Annotated in this window: 19 protein-coding genes; all 19 read left to right on the plus strand. The window is 57.2% G+C overall.

What is annotated here, in order from left to right; genetic code table 11:
• Window positions 1–621: hypothetical protein (locus AABO57_23735; protein ID MEK6288740.1), on the plus strand; the 621-nt coding region annotated here is incomplete at its 5' end.
• Between the two features lie 166 nt (window positions 622–787).
• Complete coding sequence (locus tag AABO57_23740; protein ID MEK6288741.1) at window positions 788–3,097, plus strand: ATP-binding protein; 2,310 nt, start codon at window positions 788–790, stop codon at window positions 3,095–3,097.
• A gap of 231 nt (window positions 3,098–3,328) precedes the next feature.
• A complete protein-coding gene (locus tag AABO57_23745; GenBank protein ID MEK6288742.1) occupies window positions 3,329–4,351 on the plus strand; it encodes an integron integrase in 1,023 nt (340 codons plus the stop codon).
• Window positions 4,352–4,591: 240 nt separating this feature from the next.
• Window positions 4,592–5,092: a hypothetical protein gene (locus tag AABO57_23750; protein ID MEK6288743.1), complete on the plus strand. Its 501-nt coding sequence runs from the start codon at window positions 4,592–4,594 to the stop codon at window positions 5,090–5,092.
• Between the two features lie 175 nt (window positions 5,093–5,267).
• Complete coding sequence (locus AABO57_23755) at window positions 5,268–5,795, plus strand: hypothetical protein (GenBank protein MEK6288744.1); 528 nt, start codon at window positions 5,268–5,270, stop codon at window positions 5,793–5,795.
• Window positions 5,738–8,023 carry a hypothetical protein gene (locus AABO57_23760; GenBank protein ID MEK6288745.1) on the plus strand — a complete coding sequence of 762 codons (2,286 nt, stop codon included), beginning with the start codon at window positions 5,738–5,740 and terminating at the stop codon, window positions 8,021–8,023. Before AABO57_23755 ends, AABO57_23760 begins: the two co-directional genes overlap by 58 nt.
• Window positions 8,024–8,316: 293 nt before the next feature.
• On the plus strand, window positions 8,317–8,703 hold the full coding sequence (locus AABO57_23765; protein MEK6288746.1) for a VOC family protein: 387 nt from the start codon (window positions 8,317–8,319) through the stop codon (window positions 8,701–8,703).
• Window positions 8,704–8,934: 231 nt separating this feature from the next.
• Window positions 8,935–9,432 (plus strand): hypothetical protein, encoded by a 498-nt coding sequence (locus AABO57_23770; GenBank protein ID MEK6288747.1) that lies wholly within the window; start codon window positions 8,935–8,937, stop codon window positions 9,430–9,432.
• Between the two features lie 196 nt (window positions 9,433–9,628).
• Window positions 9,629–10,426 carry a DUF488 family protein gene (locus AABO57_23775; protein MEK6288748.1) on the plus strand — a complete coding sequence of 266 codons (798 nt, stop codon included), beginning with the start codon at window positions 9,629–9,631 and terminating at the stop codon, window positions 10,424–10,426.
• A 309-nt stretch (window positions 10,427–10,735) separates the two neighbouring features.
• Window positions 10,736–11,368, plus strand: a complete 633-nt coding sequence (locus AABO57_23780; GenBank protein MEK6288749.1) for a hypothetical protein — start codon at window positions 10,736–10,738, stop codon at window positions 11,366–11,368.
• 767 nt (window positions 11,369–12,135) lie between these two features.
• On the plus strand, window positions 12,136–13,092 hold the full coding sequence (locus tag AABO57_23785) for a DUF1566 domain-containing protein (protein ID MEK6288750.1): 957 nt from the start codon (window positions 12,136–12,138) through the stop codon (window positions 13,090–13,092).
• A gap of 62 nt (window positions 13,093–13,154) precedes the next feature.
• Complete coding sequence (locus AABO57_23790) at window positions 13,155–14,309, plus strand: hypothetical protein (GenBank protein ID MEK6288751.1); 1,155 nt, start codon at window positions 13,155–13,157, stop codon at window positions 14,307–14,309.
• Window positions 14,310–14,448: 139 nt separating this feature from the next.
• Window positions 14,449–14,841, plus strand: a complete 393-nt coding sequence (locus tag AABO57_23795; GenBank protein ID MEK6288752.1) for a hypothetical protein — start codon at window positions 14,449–14,451, stop codon at window positions 14,839–14,841.
• Window positions 14,842–14,949: 108 nt separating this feature from the next.
• Entirely contained in the window at window positions 14,950–15,453 is a 504-nt protein-coding gene (locus tag AABO57_23800; protein ID MEK6288753.1) for a DinB family protein, read from the plus strand.
• A gap of 13 nt (window positions 15,454–15,466) precedes the next feature.
• Window positions 15,467–15,613 (plus strand): hypothetical protein, encoded by a 147-nt coding sequence (locus AABO57_23805; protein MEK6288754.1) that lies wholly within the window; start codon window positions 15,467–15,469, stop codon window positions 15,611–15,613.
• Between the two features lie 138 nt (window positions 15,614–15,751).
• The gene (locus tag AABO57_23810; protein ID MEK6288755.1) at window positions 15,752–16,171 is read left to right on the plus strand and encodes a DUF1801 domain-containing protein; all 420 of its coding nucleotides are present in this window, start codon (window positions 15,752–15,754) and stop codon (window positions 16,169–16,171) included.
• Window positions 16,172–16,998: 827 nt separating this feature from the next.
• Window positions 16,999–17,643 carry a DinB family protein gene (locus AABO57_23815; protein ID MEK6288756.1) on the plus strand — a complete coding sequence of 215 codons (645 nt, stop codon included), beginning with the start codon at window positions 16,999–17,001 and terminating at the stop codon, window positions 17,641–17,643.
• 138 nt (window positions 17,644–17,781) lie between these two features.
• Window positions 17,782–18,522: an MOSC domain-containing protein gene (locus AABO57_23820; GenBank protein MEK6288757.1), complete on the plus strand. Its 741-nt coding sequence runs from the start codon at window positions 17,782–17,784 to the stop codon at window positions 18,520–18,522.
• Window positions 18,523–18,665: 143 nt separating this feature from the next.
• Window positions 18,666–19,088, plus strand: a complete 423-nt coding sequence (locus AABO57_23825; GenBank protein ID MEK6288758.1) for a VOC family protein — start codon at window positions 18,666–18,668, stop codon at window positions 19,086–19,088.
• Window positions 19,089–19,172: the final 84 nt, after the last annotated feature.

Raw genomic sequence — 19,172 nt, forward strand, 5'->3', positions numbered from 1 at the left:
ATCTCAAATCTCAAATCTGAGATCTCAAATCCGCAATCCGCAATCCGCAATCCGCAATCGAACGATCCGCAATCCGCAATCCGCAATCCGCAATGGAAAGCTCCGCAATTCGTCGTTCCTCTCGCGTCGACTGTCCGCCGGGAACAGGTTGAAGCGCCAATCCGACAGGCGCAGCTCGAGGCTCGTGGCGCCGGCGCCGGACAGGACAACTTGAGCATTACGATCATCGAGGGAGACACATACAACGCGCTGTGCCATTCCGAATTCGCGGTCGTCGCCAGCGGAACAGCTACCGTGGAAGCCGCGCTGGCGGGCACGCCGATGGTCATCATCTACCGAGGTTCGGCGTTAAACTGGCGCCTGATCCGGCCGCTTATTCAACTCGACACATTCGGCATGGTCAATCTGATCGCGGGGCGTCGCATCGTGCCCGAGTTGATGCAACACGAGGCGACGGGAGAGAAGATCGCGGGCGAGGTGACCGCCATTCTCTCTGATCCGGCTCGCCTTTCTCAAATGCGGAAGGATCTTCAGCTCGTACGCGAGTCGCTCGCGGCTGAGGGGGGCTCCGCCGCCGAGCGTGTCGCGGAGGCGGTGCTTGAGGTCATTCGTACACAGTAAAGCTCACGGGTATGAGAGCTGGGAGCGGGCCTCCTGCCCGCCCTGCCTGGTTCAAGAAGGCTCGCCCGGGGTCAAACAGAGTCGAAACTTCTGACTTGGCAATCGCTGTGTCCAAGCTATAATCAAATCCTGAATCATCGAGGCAGCCTCAATCACAGGCGACATCGTGACTGACCTTTCGCAAAAATCCGGCGACTCTCGCCTCACCGAACGCGGGCGGCGAAGGCTGACGAAGGTTATCATTCTCTCGATAGTCCTGTTGCTATTGATGCTTTCGCTCATCGCCCAGGGCGGGTTCAACCTGACACCGTTCGTCACGCCTGACACCGCAGCCGAGACGCTCCTCTTGTACGCGCTCTCAACTCTCAACTTTCTTGCCTTCGTAACGCTGCTGTTCGTGTTGCTGAGGAACGTGCTGAAACTCGTGCGCGAGCGGCGCGCGGCCAAGCTTGGTTCGAAGTTCAAATTGCGCTTGGTAAGCTACGCAATAGGCCTCTCGCTCTTGCCGGTTCTGCTGCTGTTCTTTTTCGCGTTCGGGCTTCTGAATCGCAGCATAGATCGCTGGTTTGGCGAGCCCGCGCGCCAGATCGTCGACGATGCCCGCGCTATCGAAGAAAGTTACTTCAAGAAAGAAGAGGCTGATCTTGTGGGCAGCGCGCGCGCAATTGCTCGCAGCATATCAAACGGTGGGCAGGGCGATTACGACAGCCCGGCATTCAGATCGAAGCTTGATCGAGAGATGTCCGACTACGATCTGTCGCTGGTGCGGCTAGTGTTTCCGGGCGGAAGCAAAACCATCCAGCGAGGCGAGAGACAGGTTGAACGCTTCATCGAGGAAACGCTCAACGCCGCCCAACAGCAGATTAGCGGCGGGGCCGAGTCATTCAGCGGGAGTGACGAGGGTGACAGCCCGACGGCGATCTTCGTGATCGCGGCGGTCCGGCTATCAGGCGGCGCAAGCGACCCGCAAGCGCTCATCGTTGCGAGCGAGTTCCCGCCTGAACTCACTCAGCGCGCGGCGACCATCAGCGAGCAACACGAAAATTTTCATAGCCTCCTGGGAAAGATCAAACGAATCAAAGCGATTTATATATTGCTGCTTGCCGCAGTCACCTTGTTGTTGATCTTCTCGGCAAGCTGGCTTGCGCTCTACGTGGCGCGCGGGATAACCATCCCCATTCAAGCGCTGGCCGAAGCAACCGATCGAGTCGCGCAAGGCGACTTCGGGCACCCGGTTGAGACGGTCGCCGAGGATGAACTGGCCGTGCTGGTGAAATCGTTCAACCAGATGGCCGCAATGCTCGCTGAGAACCGAGAGCGGCTCGAACACGCGGCCGAAGACCTCAGCCGGATCAATCTCGCGTTGGACAACCGCCGCCGTTACATCGAGACTGTGCTGGAATCTTTATCGACCGGGGTGATCTCAACCGACGAAAATGCCGGTATCGCGACCATCAACCGCTCGGCGCTGTGGATGCTCGGCCTCAAAGACAAGCCCGAGAACCACACCCCGATCGATCGAGTAGTCGAAGGACCTCAAGGCGAAGAGCTCGCCGCGCTCTGCCGCCGGGCGCGGCGAAGCGAGATTGCTCAGGCTGAGATAGAGTTCAGACGAGCCGACAGCAGCTTTCTGGCTACGGCGACCACCGCGATTGCGCTTCGAACTTCCGAAGGCACCATCGAAGGTTTGGTTATCGTGATCGAAGATTTGACCGACCTGATCCAGGCAGAACGGGCTGCGGCGTGGAGCGAGGTCGCCCGCCGAATGGCCCACGAGATAAAAAACCCGCTCACGCCGATTCAGCTTTCAGCCGAACGCATAATGCGAAACTACGAACGGAGTCTAGCCGCCAAAACGGAGCCGCGGTTTGACGAAGTCGTCCGCGAAGGCACGTCGACTATTGTGCGCGAAGTGGCCGCGCTTCAGCGGATGGTGGAGGAGTTCTCGCGCTTCGCTCGTCTGCCGGAAGCGCAGCCGGTTGAAGCTTCTTTGAATGACGTCGTGCGCGATGCAGTCAACCTTTACGCTGAGCGGCTCGACGGGATTCGCATCGACTGCCGCCTCGCGGATGACTTGCCTGCGCTGCGGCTGGATAAGGAGCAGATCAAGCGCGCCCTGGTAAATCTGATCGACAACGCAGTGGAAGCGCTGGGCACCGATGGGAGAGACGGGAGCAACGGCTCAAACGATGGGCATGAAGTTTCCGTCGAGAGACTCATTGCGCTCGAATCTTTGTATATGAAGGCGAGCGACTCAGTGCGGCTGATTGTAGCTGACACCGGTCACGGGATAAGCCGGCGCGATCGTGACAAACTTTTTCTGCCGAAATTCTCCACTCGCAACCGAGGCACCGGCCTCGGTCTGGCCATCGTCAGCCACATCATTGCCGACCACAAAGGGCGCGTGTGGGTCGAGGACAATCAGCCTTGCGGCGCGCGCTTCATCATCGAGCTCCCTGCAGGCAGGGCGGAGTGAGTCGAGCACACCTGGTAACGCTTCGAGCACTCAGCAATCGCGAGAATTCATCGCACTGACCCAATGCCCTGAATTGGTAAACAAGTAGGAATGTTGGGCGCGCTCGAACACTATGCGGAAGAGCCTTGCTGCTTCCGCCGGTGCGGGGGCGATCTGGCAATCCGGGACCCATTTGGGCTTGTCTAAGATCGCGGCGCCGTATATAGTCGCGCCCGTTAACGGAGCCCCTTCATGCAGACCGGCACTTCCCGTGTAACGACCGACAGCAACCAGCGACTGGCTCAATCTGCCGTGCCCAAACCGAAACTTCTCGATCAGGTGCGGCAGGCGATTGGCGCCCGGCATTACAGCAAACGTACTGAAAAGACCTATGTAGACTGGATCAAGCGATTCATCTTATTTCATGGGAAGCGTCACCCGAAAGATATGGGTGAGCCCGAGATCAACCAGTTCCTAACCGACCTCGCAGTCAACAAGAAGGTCAGTGCGTCTACTCAGAACCAGGCGTTGAGGGCGATCTTGTTTCTCTACCAGCGAGTCCTGGAGAAACCTCTTGAGTGGGTCAATCCCGCAGTGCGAGCGAAGAAACCTAAACGCCTCCCGGTTGTGTTAACCCGCCAAGAAGTCAAAACAATTCTCGACTCGATGGACGGCGCACCAAAGCTGGTAGCAACTCTGTTGTATGGCGCCGGGCTTCGTCTCAACGAATGTTTGGAGCTTCGATTCAAGGACATCGACTTCACTACCAAGCAGATTCTAGTTCGTGACGGCAAGGGACAAAAGGATCGAATCACGACGCTTCCAGCGTCGGTGAAGGAACCGCTGCTTGCGCACTTAAGGGACGTTTGGAGACTGCACCAGCGCGACTTGCGCGAGGGAGCCGGTCGAGTGGTACTACCATATGCGTTGGCCAAGAAGTATCCCAACGCCGACCGTGAGTGGGGTTGGCAGTGGGCTTTCCCCGCGCCCACTCGCTATTTCGACAAGGAAGCCAAGATCGAACGCCGGCATCATCTTCACGAGACAGCGGTGCAGAAGGCGATGAAGCTAGCCGTCAATCGCGCCCGCATAGGCAAGCCGGCCACACCTCACACGTTGCGTCATTCATTTGCCACGCATTTGCTGGAGGATGGCTACGATATTCGGACGATTCAGGAGTTGTTGGGACACAACGATCTCAATACCACGATGATTTACACTCACGTGTTGAACAAAGGCGGCCGGGGCGTGCGCAGCCCGGCGGATCTGTTGTGAGTCGCAGCCACCTGATTATACAAAGCGGGAATATGCGGAAACGAACGGTCTGGCTAACACTTCGAGAATTTACATCAGCTTCTGCGAAGTAATCTGTTGAACGATGACAGAATAACGGACCCAGACGGTCTCGGATCGCATTGGATTATGCGGAAAGAATCTTCTGGATAAACGGATTATACAGGGCCGTATAATTCATGTTAGGCGGCGAGGTGAGGTATCGATTAAAACGGGGGATACATGAATAACATCAACGAGTGGCTTGAACACACCAAGGCATATGCCACGTTGGTCGCCGAAGGGTACAGACTCGAGCTGAGCAGGCTCTGGTGGGCGAACCTGATGTTCGTGGTTATTCCGGCTGTTCTCTCGACCGCTGCGGCGATCGTCGCTGCGCTCCCTGAGGCCAAGTCAAGAGACTTTGTAGTCTACTCCCTGTCACTGCCCCCGGCATCGGTATTCGCCGGATGCGCGGCTATTTTGATGGCTATTCACAAGGCACTGAAATGCGATGAATATCAGGCCGAGTGCGTCCGCCTCGGTCAACTCCACAAGAGCATAGCCATATCGGCTGCATCCGCGCTTTCCCGGCCGGAGGGTGAGCGTGCTGCGCACCAAGAGCACATCGCCAGGAGACTTGAAGAACTAACCGAGAGTGCAAAGGCACGCCTGCCGACGCGGATAATTCGCAAGGCGGAAAAGATCACCGGAGCGAAACTATATTCTGAGTCTGCCGCCTAACAACGAATGGAGCCGACGCGCCCAGTATCCTTGTGCGATCGGTTCGCCGAGGCGCGCGGCTCATTCGTAGCGTTAGGCAGACTTGGCGTTGTGCCTACGAGATCAGTAGCTCGCGACCTCAGGCGATGCGTCTTGATGGCGCCACTCCTTCTCTTGACGCTCAATGTTGGAGCGAATGCCGAGAACCGGAGCCTTCGGTGGGTACAGTTTTACGTTGGATCTGCCGCCCGGTTACAAGCTCGACAGCGAGGCGAGCCCCGGTCCGGCGTTGAAGACGTTCGGCTTTGCGACAGGGGCACGCGAAGACGGAACTCGAGGCCTCATCCAGGTGACATTAATAAGCCTCATCGATGTCGCCTCGGGTCGGTCTGTGACGCTCGATGCCTTTGCGGAGAGCATGATAGGCGGCGTGAAGAAGCGAAGAACCAATTGGAAGGCCACAAAGGCGGATGTCTTGATTGCCAGCGCAAAGGCGATACGAATTGAGTGGTCAGGAACTGTGGAGGGGCCGGCTGAAACGCCAGGCGGTAGATCCGCGCGTGGGGTCATGATAGTTGCAATCAGGGGCGAACTTGGTTTCTCCTTGCACACCCAGGACTTGGAGCCGTGGTCGGCCAGCGAGGTTCCTATAATAGTAGGGGCGTTATGTCAACCGGCGCGCGGCCACAGGCCGGCGCGCGGCTTTCTGTCGTCTACGATCTGACTCAACGGTTAAACTGGTCTGCCATGCCGCAACCCACAGTTACCCCAATGTTCGGCCGCGAGCGCGATCTGAACTATTTGCTTCAGCGTGTCAGCAAGCCCGGGCTGACGACGCTGGCCGCGCGCCCGCAACAGGGCAAAACCCGCCTGCTGGAAGCGGTGCGCGACACGCTCCGCCGCAGCGAAAGTCCAAAGTACCTGGTCGGTTACTACGAAGGCCGCCGCGAAGTGCATGACCTGCTGCTTCGCGCGATAGCGGACCTGTACGAGAACTGGCTGAGCAACAGCACGTGGCTGGAGCAGGCGAAAGCGGTCGTGCACCAGCAGCGCGGGAGCTGGCTGAATATGCTCGGCGCTGCCGGCGGGAGACTGGCGAGCCTCATCACTGCGTTCGATCCCACCGGAATTACGCGAGATGCGATACAGACATTCTTCTCCGGCCTTGTCGAAGTCAACAAGAAGCTGGTCGATGGCGGCCTGACGCTTCCCCGACTGAGCTATGAGCAGATGCGCGACCTGCTGAAGCTCGTTCACGAGCTGACCAAAGCCCCCGCCGTGGTGATCCTCGACGCATTCGAGCAAGTCCCTGATTGCGGTCGCCAGGCGAGCAATCTTCATCAGTACCTCAGCCGCAGCGACGAATGGCCCCCGGTGCATTTCCTGTTGACGAGCCGCTCGGCGGCAGAATCCGAAGACGAGGATGAAACCTACGCGGAAGCCAAACTCTTCGCCGGCGAGTCCAGCAGCGCGGCGGTCTACGACCTTGGCCAGATGGACCTGCGCGATCCGGCTGAACAGGATCGCCTCCTGAAATATCTGGAGGCCGAAGTGAAAGCGACGGCACAGATGAACGGGTTCGAGGTGATGGATCTGATTGACGGCCACGCCGGCGTGATCGGTCGATGGTTGCGTGAGAAACCCCAATCGGTTGATGAGCTTGACCGGCTGACCAAGGACGCGCGGGAATTTCAATATCGCGAACTGGGGCCGGCATTTGAGAAACTGTATCGGGAAAAGAAGTGGCCGCTATTCGAGGTAGCGGCGCGGATGGCGCTGCTGCCGGAGGCGAAGTACGGAGCAGGCACCAGCGAGTTTGAGGAGATGGCGCTGGGAGCCGAAGCGCCAGAGACGATGGACGAGTTGGTCGATTGCGGAGTGCTGGAGCGCGACAGGGATGGTCAGCACTGCTCGTTCGGCCTGACGGCCCGGTACGAGCGCGCCCGCAAGATGTTTATCAGTCATCCCACCTGGAACGTCCGTCGTCGCGCGGTTGCGGAGCGGCTGCTGATCGATCTGGCATCGAGTGTGCGGGACGAGGGCGAGCTGTCGACGCTTTTCGCCGCGATCCAACTCGGCGTCGACGGCGGATCCGCATGCTTCGACGCCGCGGCGCGTTCGTTCTGCACGCTGATCAAGTTAGGCCTCTTCACCCCGGAATGGGGGGCGGATGAGCTGAAGGCAGTTGCACAAGCCATGGCCTTCGTGCGGCAATACCCGAAGCTCGCGCGTGTGGCCGCCATGATGCTCTCTGGCTGCGTGAACTCCTGTAGCGAAGCGAGCGATTTTTCACGATGTGATTATCTGCTCAAGGAGTTGCGCGACTTGACACGATCGCACCCGGACGAGCCGATCGTGCGTGAGCGGCTGGCAAGGGGATTGTACGATGCGCAGGTGTTCGCCATGCAGGAGGACGAGCTGCCGCGGCGCGACGACCTGCTTAATGAGTTGCGCGAGTTGGCGCAGGCGCACCCAAAAGACGTGGCCATCGCCGAGCAGTTGGCCAAGGGCTTGTACAACGCGCTATACGGCGCCAAGGAGGACGAGCTGCCGCGGCGCGATCAGTTGCTGGATGAGCTGCGCGAGCTGGGGCGCGCGCATGTAGCGGAGAGTGGTGTTCGCGCGGCGCTCGCGCGGGGGTTGGGCAACACCATCGGCGCAATGACGAAGGAGCAGGACCCGGCGCGGCAGAATCAGTTGGTGCAAGAACTGCGATTGTTGGCGCAATCGTATCCCAACGATGCGAACCTTCGCGACGATCTTGTAAAGGTCCTGATGAAAGCCGGGGTTGACCGCATTCAAGAGGGAAATCGGCAACCGGGATTTGATCTGTTACAAGAGGCAGACCTGCTCATTCGCGCGCATCCGGACGAGCCGGGGATGCAAGAGAATGCGGAGATCATGGCGCTATTGAAGCGAGACATCACGAAGTCGCTGGAGGGTGAAGGCTAAGACGCGAACGCGGGGCGGATAGGAATTTCAAGCGGATAAGCGGATCAAGCAGGGACCGGCGACTACGGCAGCGGTGAGAATGTCCTATTATAGATGCGAAAAGTCTTTGATGACGTTCAGGCTGGCCGGCCCCCAATAGGTCTGCCTAACGAATCGTTGGACGCGAGCGGCGGGAGCGTGTTTCGTAACTAGATTTATCCGGCGGAGGGTGCTTTGATTCGCGCCGCCGCGTCAACTCAATCGTTAGGCGTCGGATGGCGACCATTCGCGTCCGGCTCGATTCGGAGGATCAGATGAAGAGAGTAACTGGAATTGGTGGCATATTCTTCAGCGCGAAGGATCCGACGGCACTCTGTGCCTGGTACAAGACTCACCTAGGCATTGACGTACAAGACTGGGGTGGAGCAGCCTTTGACTGGACTGACTCCGAAGGCAACCCGACCAAGGGGACTACGGCCTGGTTGATCGGTCCAGCGGACGGCAAGCACTTCGCTCCAAGCAAGTCGACCTTCATGGTCAACTATCGCGTGGAAGACTTGGCAGCGCTTCTTCAAGCGCTCCGCGATGAAGGCTGCGAAGTGCTTGAGAAGACCGATGACTCAGAGTACGGGAAGTTCGGGTGGGTCATGGATCCGGAAGGCAACAAGGTTGAACTTTGGCAACCACCGGCCGGGAAATAACCCTCATGCACGTCGCAGCAAAGCCGGCGCCTAACCCTCGCTCAAGCGGAGCGCCAACGGCATGCCACCAGGCCCGGGCTGGCGGTACGCGGTACATTTTCGCCAGCCCGGGCCTGGCGTCCTGCCGTCGTCGCCCGCTTAGCTCGAACGTTCGGCGGCTATCGCTTATTTCGGATGCGGCGATAGACAAACCGCTTAGTTAAAGCATCTGCTTAAACACAGGAGGAATGTATGGCTGAGGAAAACACGGAACAGTTAAAAGAAACAGGTCAACCATTTTCATTGACCACAACGGCTACCTTGTCAATAATAATCAACAAACTCAAAATCGTTGATTGTGCTGACGATGACGAAGACATGAACATCCGTCTCGCTATTTACGTCACGGGTACAGGGGGCGAAGCACGGGTATTTGCGAAGAGCTATGATGATGTTTATGTAGAGGAGGAAGGTAAAATCGGAAACGATAGCCGATGCACTTTTTTCGCTGGCGAGCGCGTTACCAACTTAGCAGACGTGACTAGGGTGAAGATTGGCGTGTTTTTGGAAACCCTTGATGGTGATGGCTTCGATTGGAAAGGCCATCACGACCATATAAAGGAGGTTGCAAATCTTAGCCTTGGAGATAATACATTTGTCGAGGGAAAGCAACACTCCCACAATACCGAGTGCGAAGGTGTTTATGAACTCAACTACTCAATTGTTATTAGTCCGGTTGTCAATCAATAGTTGAGTTTTAGTCACGCCTGAAATCTTTGTGAGCTTGTCCCCATCGGCATCGCCGCCGAACAAGTCGTTGGACCGGAGCGCGCGAAGCGAGTTTCTTATTGTTCGACCAGTGCCGCTCGCGCGCCCGGTCAACTCGGACGTTAGGTTGAGAGAAGTAACTTAGAAGTGAGGCGATAAAAACTTAGGGAGGATATTAATGAGTAAGAAGTCTGTATCACCAGTTTGTGTTTACACCATAGTTCATACAGATAGGCTCAAAAACCTGTTCCTGAAAGGAGGCAAAGGAGAAATTGCAGAGAATAGGAACTGGGCAACGGCTAATAGACTTTTGCAAGAAGCACAGCGCAATAACATGAGAATGTTGGTCATTTTTGCTGCGGCTGAACATACAAGCGACCTTATCTATTACGCCAACCTTGAGGCCATCAAGATTGACAAAAAGGACTCAAGCAGTGCCGTAACCACTTTCCGAGTTTCAGACCTAACGCCCTTTAAAGACCCAAAGCCGAAGAAGACATCGTTAATCGTGAAGAGTACAGATAGAGCTATTCCAGATGGTCATATCAAACCTTATGTTATCTGCAAAACACCAATACTGTTGACTATGCTAAAGCTAAAACTCTGCACTTACCAATACGGCAGCCCACGCGAAAGAGGGGAAGGATTACGCATCGGCACGACACGCTACTTGCCTCGCGGCGTGTTCAAGAGAGATTACGCTCTGCTCGACTACTTCGACGTGTGGCTTCCTTTGCTTGCACCCAGCAGAGAACTTCTTCAGTGGGCAAAAAATAAGGAGCGAACACACGAAGCCTGGGCAAAGCGGTACGAGAACGAAATGAAGAACACGGACGCCCGGCAAGTTATCAAGCTGTTGGCTGAACTTGCCAGGACGACACCTATTGCCATCGGGTGCTTCTGTGCCGATGAGAGCCGTTGCCATCGTTCGGTGCTCTACCCACTTATTCTACAAGCGGCAGAAGAGGGGGCGTAAGTTTCCAATAAGCGGGCCAACAAGGCGCTGGATCGGAGGCAGCGAAGCAGAATTCTTAACGTTCCATCAGTACTCGGCGCGCGCCCGGTCAACGCGCCACAACTCGGAAAGAGCTAACTGCGAAAGCAAGGAGTTTCGCGGTTACTCGAAAAGAGCTAACGGCGAAAGCCAGAAGGAAGCGCTCGCCATTTGAAGCCGCCTAACTCTCGTTGCACCGTAGCCGCCGAAGTACGCTTCACAGGGTTTCGACTCTGGCGCATTCGGCTTTCATCAACGGCGGCACGGTGAACTCTGCGTTGGGCGCCTTCTTTGGGTGCAGCCGGGGAGATCACACTTGCGCCGCAACCGGAGGAAAAGATGGAGATCCTTAAAATCCTTGTCACGATACTCCTCGGCATTATCGGGCTATATCTCACCCATAGCTTCCGGCGTCAGGTGAAGCAAAAAACCGCAGACCGGCGAATGAAGTCGTATTCCGAGCTTTGGACAATAACTGGCGTGGCAAGTCCGACGAGACTTAAGGAATGGCACGTGGGCATGCCTCGAGGACCAGTTACACAAGAAGAACGCGGCAATCTCTACGTGGAATTTACCAAATGGTACTACAAGAGTGGCAACGGGTTATTTCTCGGCGACGGGACAAGAAGTCTATACCTCGCGACGAAAGACAATCTCATTTGTCCGGATTCTGCATTGAAACCTTCAAAGATTTATGACGCATTACAGAAGCTTCCCGAAGAGCAACGTTCGGCGAAGCGGGGCGAAATGTCGATTCGCCAACTGTCGCTACTTCGCGCGCGAATGCGAGCGGACTTGGAAGTCTATGGAACGCTCTTCTTCGGAGAACTACAAGACGAAGACAAGGAATTTCTCGAATATTGTGGAGAAAATCTGAATAGGAAACCCTGGAGCAGTCAGCGGCAGCCAGACATCATGGAATAGACACTGGAGCTGCAAGTGTCATGCTAGCGAGGACTCTTTTCCATTCCACCGCCGCCCAACTTCCCGCATGCACCGTAGCCGCAAACTACGCGGCACGGTGATGCGGAACGTTCGGCGTCATCATGAAGCGCCATCGAACAGCAAAATCTATGAACATTCGTCAGACTGGGAAGATTCTCCGATACCAACCAACGCCAACGAGCCGATCAACTGTGCGGCGTCACTATGCAATGTGGCGCGAAGAAAAAGGTCTGCCTGTTCGCTGCGACATACCAACTTGTCCGTTCCATACACAACCGCTCGTCTGGGCAGGCAAACCGCTTCCAATAATCCTTGACCATGCTAATGGCAATAACTTAGACAATAGTCCAAGGAATCTTCGGTACGTTTGTCCTAATTGCGACGCCCAGCTCTCGACTCGCGGAGGTGCAAATCGCGGTCGTGTTCAGGAAGCAGAAGAGGGCAAATTTGTTCTAATGTCGCGCGATGGAAGGTGCCACTACCACTTGATTCCGGAGCCCGCAATTATTCGTATCACGGCGCATGCTCCGACGGTTGTCATTACACCAACGAAGGGTGGAAAATGACGCCGAACACGTCGTTGGACCGGAGCGCGGAAAGCGTGTTTAGCAACTCGGTTGGCTCGTTTGACATTCTTGGAGGACGCGCCGAACTCCCGCGTGGACCGAAGCGCGCGATCGAGTTTGGCGTGAACCTTGAGTGTTACACGCGCGCTCGGTCACGCGAACGTTCGGCGGCTTATCGCTATGACTATTCTCCATAACAACATTAGTGTTAAGTCTCTTATGGATCGTTGGTCGAAGAGGCAAGTTCTTGGATGGTTGGCAGTCCTGTTATCTACCTCAATTGCCAGCTTCTGGGCATTTTGGGGAATCATCGAGAACTTTCATGAGGGTTGGTTTCATGAGTCGCTGCTCTTAAACGTCGGACTGATGTTCGTGCAATACCTCGGCCCGGTGATAATCTTCGTGTCGCTGACCCTGCTCGCCATCGCTTTCCCGCGCCTGGGAAGCAGCGCCCACGCGCTCGGTGGGCTTCTTTTATTCCTGCTGCTCTTTGATTTAAATGACACAGTAGCGATGCTATTCATCATCGCGCCAATGCTCTTACTGGGAGCGCTCTACTGGTATGGTCGCCCGCAGCCACGCCGTGCGGCGTACTTCTTCGCAATGGGACTGCCTGCCCTCATCCTCGTCGTCTGCGGCCTAGAGCCTGCCGTGCGCATCGCCGGGCGCGTTGACGATGGCAACTTACAATCTCGTCTGGTGGAGGGCAACGGAGTCCGGCTGGTTTGGGCGGCAGAAGGCGTCGGCTGGCCTCGTGAAGGCGTTACTTGGCACGAAGCTGTTAGCCGCTGCCAGCATTTATCGGCCGATGGCAAAACGTTAGCTGAAGCTCCGCAGAATGTATGGCGGTTGCCGACGGTGGAAGAAGCGGTGCGCTCAATGTCGCGTCATGGCGTTAACAGTGGCGGAATCTGGGACGGGAAGACCAGAGCGGCGACTTACCAAGTTCGCCCCGACAAAGAAACGCCGCTCTGGAACGTCCACTCGCAGGTAATCTACTGGTGGACGGCAACTGAAGTTGATGGCGAGAAGGCATACATCATTGTTTACGATGGAAAGGTATGGCCGAGGCGCAAGCGATTCGCTCCGGCGTATTTAGGATATAGATGTGTAAAACCCGTGGAAGCGCCGAGGTGAGCTGCCCCAACATACGAGGTGAATCCGGTATCGATTGATAGATCGACGTAAGGAGGAACAAAATGAGAAACCGAATCGATGTTCTCGCAATCGTGGCTCTTGCAGCTTTGGGTCTGATCCTTGCACCTGCATCGCTTCCAACCACCAGAGCACAGGCTACGAATCCGCCCTACCCAAGCCAGTTTCCCTCAGTCGAGCGTGTGAAGGCTGAGATAAAAGGCACCGATCCTATGGACACGGCGGCGCGTCAGATGGGCGCGTTCTGGCAACTACAGCAGGTCATCAAGGAACTCTCTGGCCTGCGATGGACTCGGAATGAACTCACCCCCGACGAGAAACGGCTGCTGGGTGGATACAGCGGCGGCTACCAGTCTGCCGGGCAGCCTTACGCTTCGTACCCGGACAAACCGAAGTGGTATAAGATGCATGCATTCTACGAGACGGATGAAGCCTTCCTCGATAGTCTGTTCGAGCGGTTCCTCTCACCCGCTCTTCGCACCCAATACCTCAATACTGAATCCCAGACGCGTGCACGGGTACAAGCAGGGAGGGAGCAACGAGCTAACACGCCTGATAAACGAGCTAACACGCCTGATGGCGGCAGACGGGCCGCGGCTCCAACTAATCCGTGCCCCGTAACAGACCAGCCCAAGACTACTAAGCCAGGTGTTCGACCAAACAGCACTTTATCCGTGATAGGGATACCCTATATTCATACCGTCACGAACCTCGATACAGGGAAGGTCGTGTCCCAGACCCGGGAAAACTTCACAAACGCAACGTTTTACCTGCTCGACGACGACGCGGAGAACGTGTTGCAGAGCGCGGGCCTCGGGCCCGGACTGATGGGTGACCGGTTCGCCAATCTGGCCTTCATCGGAGGAGTGGCGCAGGGGGACAAGATGCCGCTGATTGGCGGGCTGCTATCGCTGCCTGCTGGTCAAGGCCCCGCGGTAATGGTGAGCGAAGCGAAGGCTGACCTTGAATGCGTCATGAAAGCGATACGCGCACATAGCGCCGCAGAGATGACAACTGACGCCAACGCCAGGGGCACCTTCCCCAGCGTTGCGGCGGGAACATACTACTTGTATGGTTGGTACTATCGGGTCCAAAAGCCGGTTCGGCAGGGTCCTGTTGCCTGGAACCTGAAGGTAGAACTCAAGCCGGGTCCAAACACGTTAAGGCTCAATGTGAAAGATGCAGTCTATGCACCTTAAGACGTAAGTGGGATTAAGTAACCAATCCTTGTAGGTGCTTGCATCCGAGGCCGCGCCTAACTCTGGCGTGCAGCGGAGCGCGCGAGTCGGGTTCGCCGTGATCCGAGTAGGTACGTCGCGCGCCCGCTGACGCCTGGCGTTGGGCCGACGAAACCTGACCACCCGAGATGACGTGTTCGAGGTCGTGCGATCATCAGGCGTGGCGTCGGTGTACGTCGAAACGACAATTGTCAGCTATTTGACCGCGCGACCAAGTCGCGACGCGGTGCTGGCGGCGCATCAGACGTTGACGCGCGACTGGTGGCGGGATCGGGCTGCTTACGAACTGCGGGTCTCGCAGCTTGTCATTGGCGAGGCCGCAGTGAGTGACGAGTTCCAGCAGGCTCGCCGCGTGCGCGCGTTGCGAGGCATCCCGGTCCTCTCGCTGAAGGACCCGGCGACGCGGATCGCGCGAGAGTTGGTCCGGCAAGCTGCTCGTCTACCTGCGGCTCCTCGACTTGCCGGTGCCATCGGTCTACGGACCCACCGCTGACGAGAACCCGTTTGCGGACGTCTAATGCCTTGTTGCGATGCCGTTGACGACGGGCCTGCTTGACGAGGAGTAGGATCGCCGGATCATTCTTGGGTAACGGAGGACGCGATGGCGGACATCAACACGGCACTCGACGCAAGCAAAGATGCGATTCAGCAATTGATCATCGCCGGCGAGCGCACAGGGACCGCCTGGACTTCGCCACGTGCGCCGGGAAAGTGGTCGCCCAGCCAGATCGTGGAGCACGTCGCCCGCGGCCTTGAGGAGGCGGCCAACATAGCGGCTGGCCGTCCCTCAAAGCTTCCAAAGCTTCCCGCAGTCGTTCTCCTCATCCTCCGGCTCCTGTTCTTCAAGCGAATACTGAGGAAGGCAGTGTTCCCAAAGGGGTGGAAGGCCCACAAGGCGATGGATCCCGCGAGCGGGCCCGCGACGCCTGCCGAGGGACGCGTTCGCCTCGAGACGGCGCACCAGCAGTTCGACGAGGCCTGCCGCCAGGCCGCCTCGCACGGCGAGCGGATGCGAACGATCTTCGGTGCGGTGCCCGTGGAGGACTGCGTGCGCTTCGTGGAACTCCACACGCGCCATCACGGCAAGCAGATGGCGGACCGTTAGCAGCAGGATCCCGATGGCGTACGACGAGCAGCTCGCGAATCGCATCCGCCAGGCGTTCGGCACCCGGAAGGACATCACCGAACGCAAGGTGTTCGGTGGTCTCGCCTTCCTCTATCTCGGTCGGATGTGCTGCGGCATCGTCGGTCGTATCGCGCTCTGAAAGCGCTCGTCCGCGGACAGTCCCACAATAGGCGCGTTTGCGGCTCGGCCGATGAGGGGTCGGGGTCGGTGGACACCCCCGGCGTGATGGCCGGTTTTGGACCGTCGCAAGCCACTTCCTTTTCGCCCCGGAGGTTCCATGGCTGAACTGAAGACGAAGCAGACGGAAGCAAGCGTTGAGGAGTATCTCGACACCATCGAGGATCCGCGTCGCCGAGCCGACTGTGCGGCGATATCCGCACTCATGAAGAGAGTGACGAAATTCGAGCCCAAGATGTGGGGGCCAAGCATCGTTGGCTTCGGCAGCTACCACTACCGGTACGAGACTGGGCACGAAGGCGACGCATGCCTCGCCGGGTTCTCGTTTAGAAGGCCAGAGATTGTTGTCTACATCGCAGATGGTTTTGAATCTCGCGAGGAACTCCTGCAGCAGATTGGAAAGCACAGGACGGGCAAGGTCTGCCTCTACATCAAGAGGCTCTCAGACATAGACGTCGGAGTCCTTGAGAAACTCGTCAAAGCGTCAGTGGCCGAGGTGCGAAAGCGATACCCGTCGTGAGAGCGACGCCTAACCCCTCGTTCAACCGGACCCGCTACGGCAGGCCGCAGCGGTCCGGTTAACTCGAACGTTAGGTTGCGACACGAAGTCGCGTGAGTGGCTGTTGTGACTGTTGTTTGAAGGACACAACCTGATGTTCTGCCATCAGTATCCTACCAGAGCGTGCGTCACTGGCAACGGTGAGGTTCGATGCCTCTGGGACAATGTAGCCTCGTCCTTCGGGATGGCAGCCTTATTCGTGAGAAGTGGCTGCGACTGTTAGCATCAACACGGTCGGGAGCTAGGATCGAGTGGCATGGTCAACACATTGTGAATCGCTGATAAATGTCGTTATACGAGAACAAGCCAAAGATGCTGACGCCTGCTCGGTTGAATACAATCAACTCGACAGACACAGGCTTGGACCAAAAGGTACGTGGCCAAGTTCAGGTGTTCCTAACTCACCTGACGCAGACCTCGCGCCACCGGCAGAGAGGCGAGACCTAACCCACTCTGGCACTCACACGAAACGTGGTAAGCCCGTAGTTCTCCCGATGGCAAGACTTCTTTTCCAAGACAGAAGTCGAACTCAAGGGAAAGCGAGCCGTAAGGCGAACCCAAGGGACTGCGGGTATGGGAGTGTGGAAAAAGCGAAGGCCGTTCTGTAATCGAGCGGATAGAGGTTGAGCGCAACAGAGTAATGCGCAACATCACCTCAAGCGAAAGCAGGCTGACTTCCAACTGGTGTCTGGTCACGAGAGAGTCTGACAAACCGACTTAGGAGAGAATGCAGATGACAGCCGCAGCTTAAGCTGGTGCGCTCTCCCGCGAAAGCGCGTTGGCATCAGATGAGTATCGTGAAGGCGGTGTTTGAAGTAGAACATTGCCGGGTCCCGCGAGGGCCTTATGAGATGCTTGAGCCGGATGTCGGGAAACTTGCAAGTCCGGTTTTTAGGGGGCGGGGCGGTGGCAACATCGCCCTGCTACCCGGCCGGCTTCCTGGCCGCGACTCGGAGGAGATTATGGATACGCAAACGTTGATAGCTACTTTAGAGGCCGCACCCGGCATTATCATTGGCCTCGTCCGCGAGGTGCCGCCCCAGAACCTCAAGCGCCGCCCTGCGCCGAACAAGTGGTCCGCTCACGAGCATGCCTGTCACATATCTACCGGGCAGGCGACATTCCTCTCACGCCTGGAGTTGATGCTCTCTGACCCGCTCCCCCAAATAAAGTCTATGGAACCATCACCGGACGAGGAGGCCGGCTCACTACTGAGCGTTGATCTGGACGAAGCGCTGGGCCGGTACGTGCGGGAGCGGGCGCTGGTCGTTAAGCGGTTGAAGGAGCTATCCGCAGACGATTGGCAGCGGACGGCCGAGCATGAGGCGTTCAGCCACTACTCGGTGTATATAATGTTCAGGCACCTGCTGATGCATGAGATGCTTCACGCATACAGGATAGATGAGCTGATGCTGAAAAAGGATTGGGAGTAAACAACTGGCTAGACAGGTCGCCGCCTAACAACTCGCTCGAGCGGACAAACCTCGCGCCCTCGCTGCGCTCGTCCGCTGCGGTTTGCCGCTCAGTTCGGGCGTTCGGCGGCTTGCAACGGCCTGACGTAGAGTGACTGTATGATGATTCAACTCGGGCATGTCTGCGAACTTGTGCGGTATCCCGTCAAGTCGATGGCAGGTACCGCGACGGAGTCGGCATTTCTCGGGTGGCACGGTCTCGATGGTGATCGGCGCTTCGCTTTCCGGCGCTTGGGAGACGACAGCGGCTTCCCGTGGCTTTCGGCAAGCCGCCTCCATGAACTCCTCCTGTATCACGCTTTCGGTCTCGATGAGAGCACCGGCGAGCCTCTGCCAACTCACGTACGCACGCCCGCCGGAACGAACGTAGAGTTGCGCAGCGCAGAGCTCCAGAGCGAGGTTGCCGAGCGTTTTGGCAGCAGCCTGGAATTGATGAAGCTCAAGCACGGGATCTTCGATGATGCGCCGGTATCGGTCATTAGCCTGGCGACCATTGCCGGCATCGGTCGCGAGGCGGGAGTGGATCTCGATCGCCGGCGGTTCCGAGCCAACATTGTGCTTGAGACCGGCAATCCAGAGCCGTTTCTCGAAGATGGGTGGGTTGGCGGGACACTGGTGTTCGGCGATAGTGAGCCAAGGCCAGCCGTAAGTGTGACGGCGCGCGACGTGCGATGTATGATGATTAACCTCGATCCGGACACGGGCTCAAAGGACGTGCGGGCGATGAAGACAGTCGTGCGACTGAACAAGAACACCGCGGGCGTCTATGGAACTGTGGTGCAAACCGGCACAATCCTCGTTGGCCAGACAGTGAGCCTGGTTTTGGGCGCGCGGCGCTGAAGACGGGCTTAACTCTATCGCGCCGCCAAACTAGCGGTTGCAACGGAGCGGGTGCACGCAGATGCTCAGCCTTCGTCCGCTGCGCCGCCCCGGTTGAACCTGGGCGTTCGACGGCAATACCTCCACATCGAAGAAGTGCTAGGATGAAACAATCAATCGTACATATAGCTTTGGTCGTTAGAGATTACGATGAGGCCATAGAGTTTTACACAAAAAAGCTTCATTTCACACTGGTTGAAGATACCTATCAGCCGGAGCAAGATAAGCGCTGGGTAGTGGTCTCTCCGCCTGGCTCGCTTGGAACTACGTTGTTACTAGCGAGAGCGTCAAAACCGGAACAGGAATCTTTCATTGGCAATCAGTCTGGCGGGCGAGTGTTGTTATTTCTCAATACGGATGATTTTTGGAGGGACTACAACGATATGATTTCCAACGGAACAAAGTTCGTCAGAGAGCCTAAGAAAGAAATCTATGGCACGGTTGCTGTTTTTGAAGACCTGTATGGGAATCTGTGGGATCTGCTGGACCTCAATGACGACCATCCAATCTCCAAGCGAGCGGTCTAACCGGGATTGACCGGTGCGTTTCTTATGGTTGCTTTGAGTGCCGTTCGCGCGCCCGATCATCCCAACCGCTAGAGCGGCTCCGGG

The sequence above is a fragment of the Acidobacteriota bacterium genome, assembly GCA_038040445.1.
Lineage (GTDB): Bacteria > Acidobacteriota > Blastocatellia > UBA7656 > UBA7656 > Onstottus_A > Onstottus_A frigus.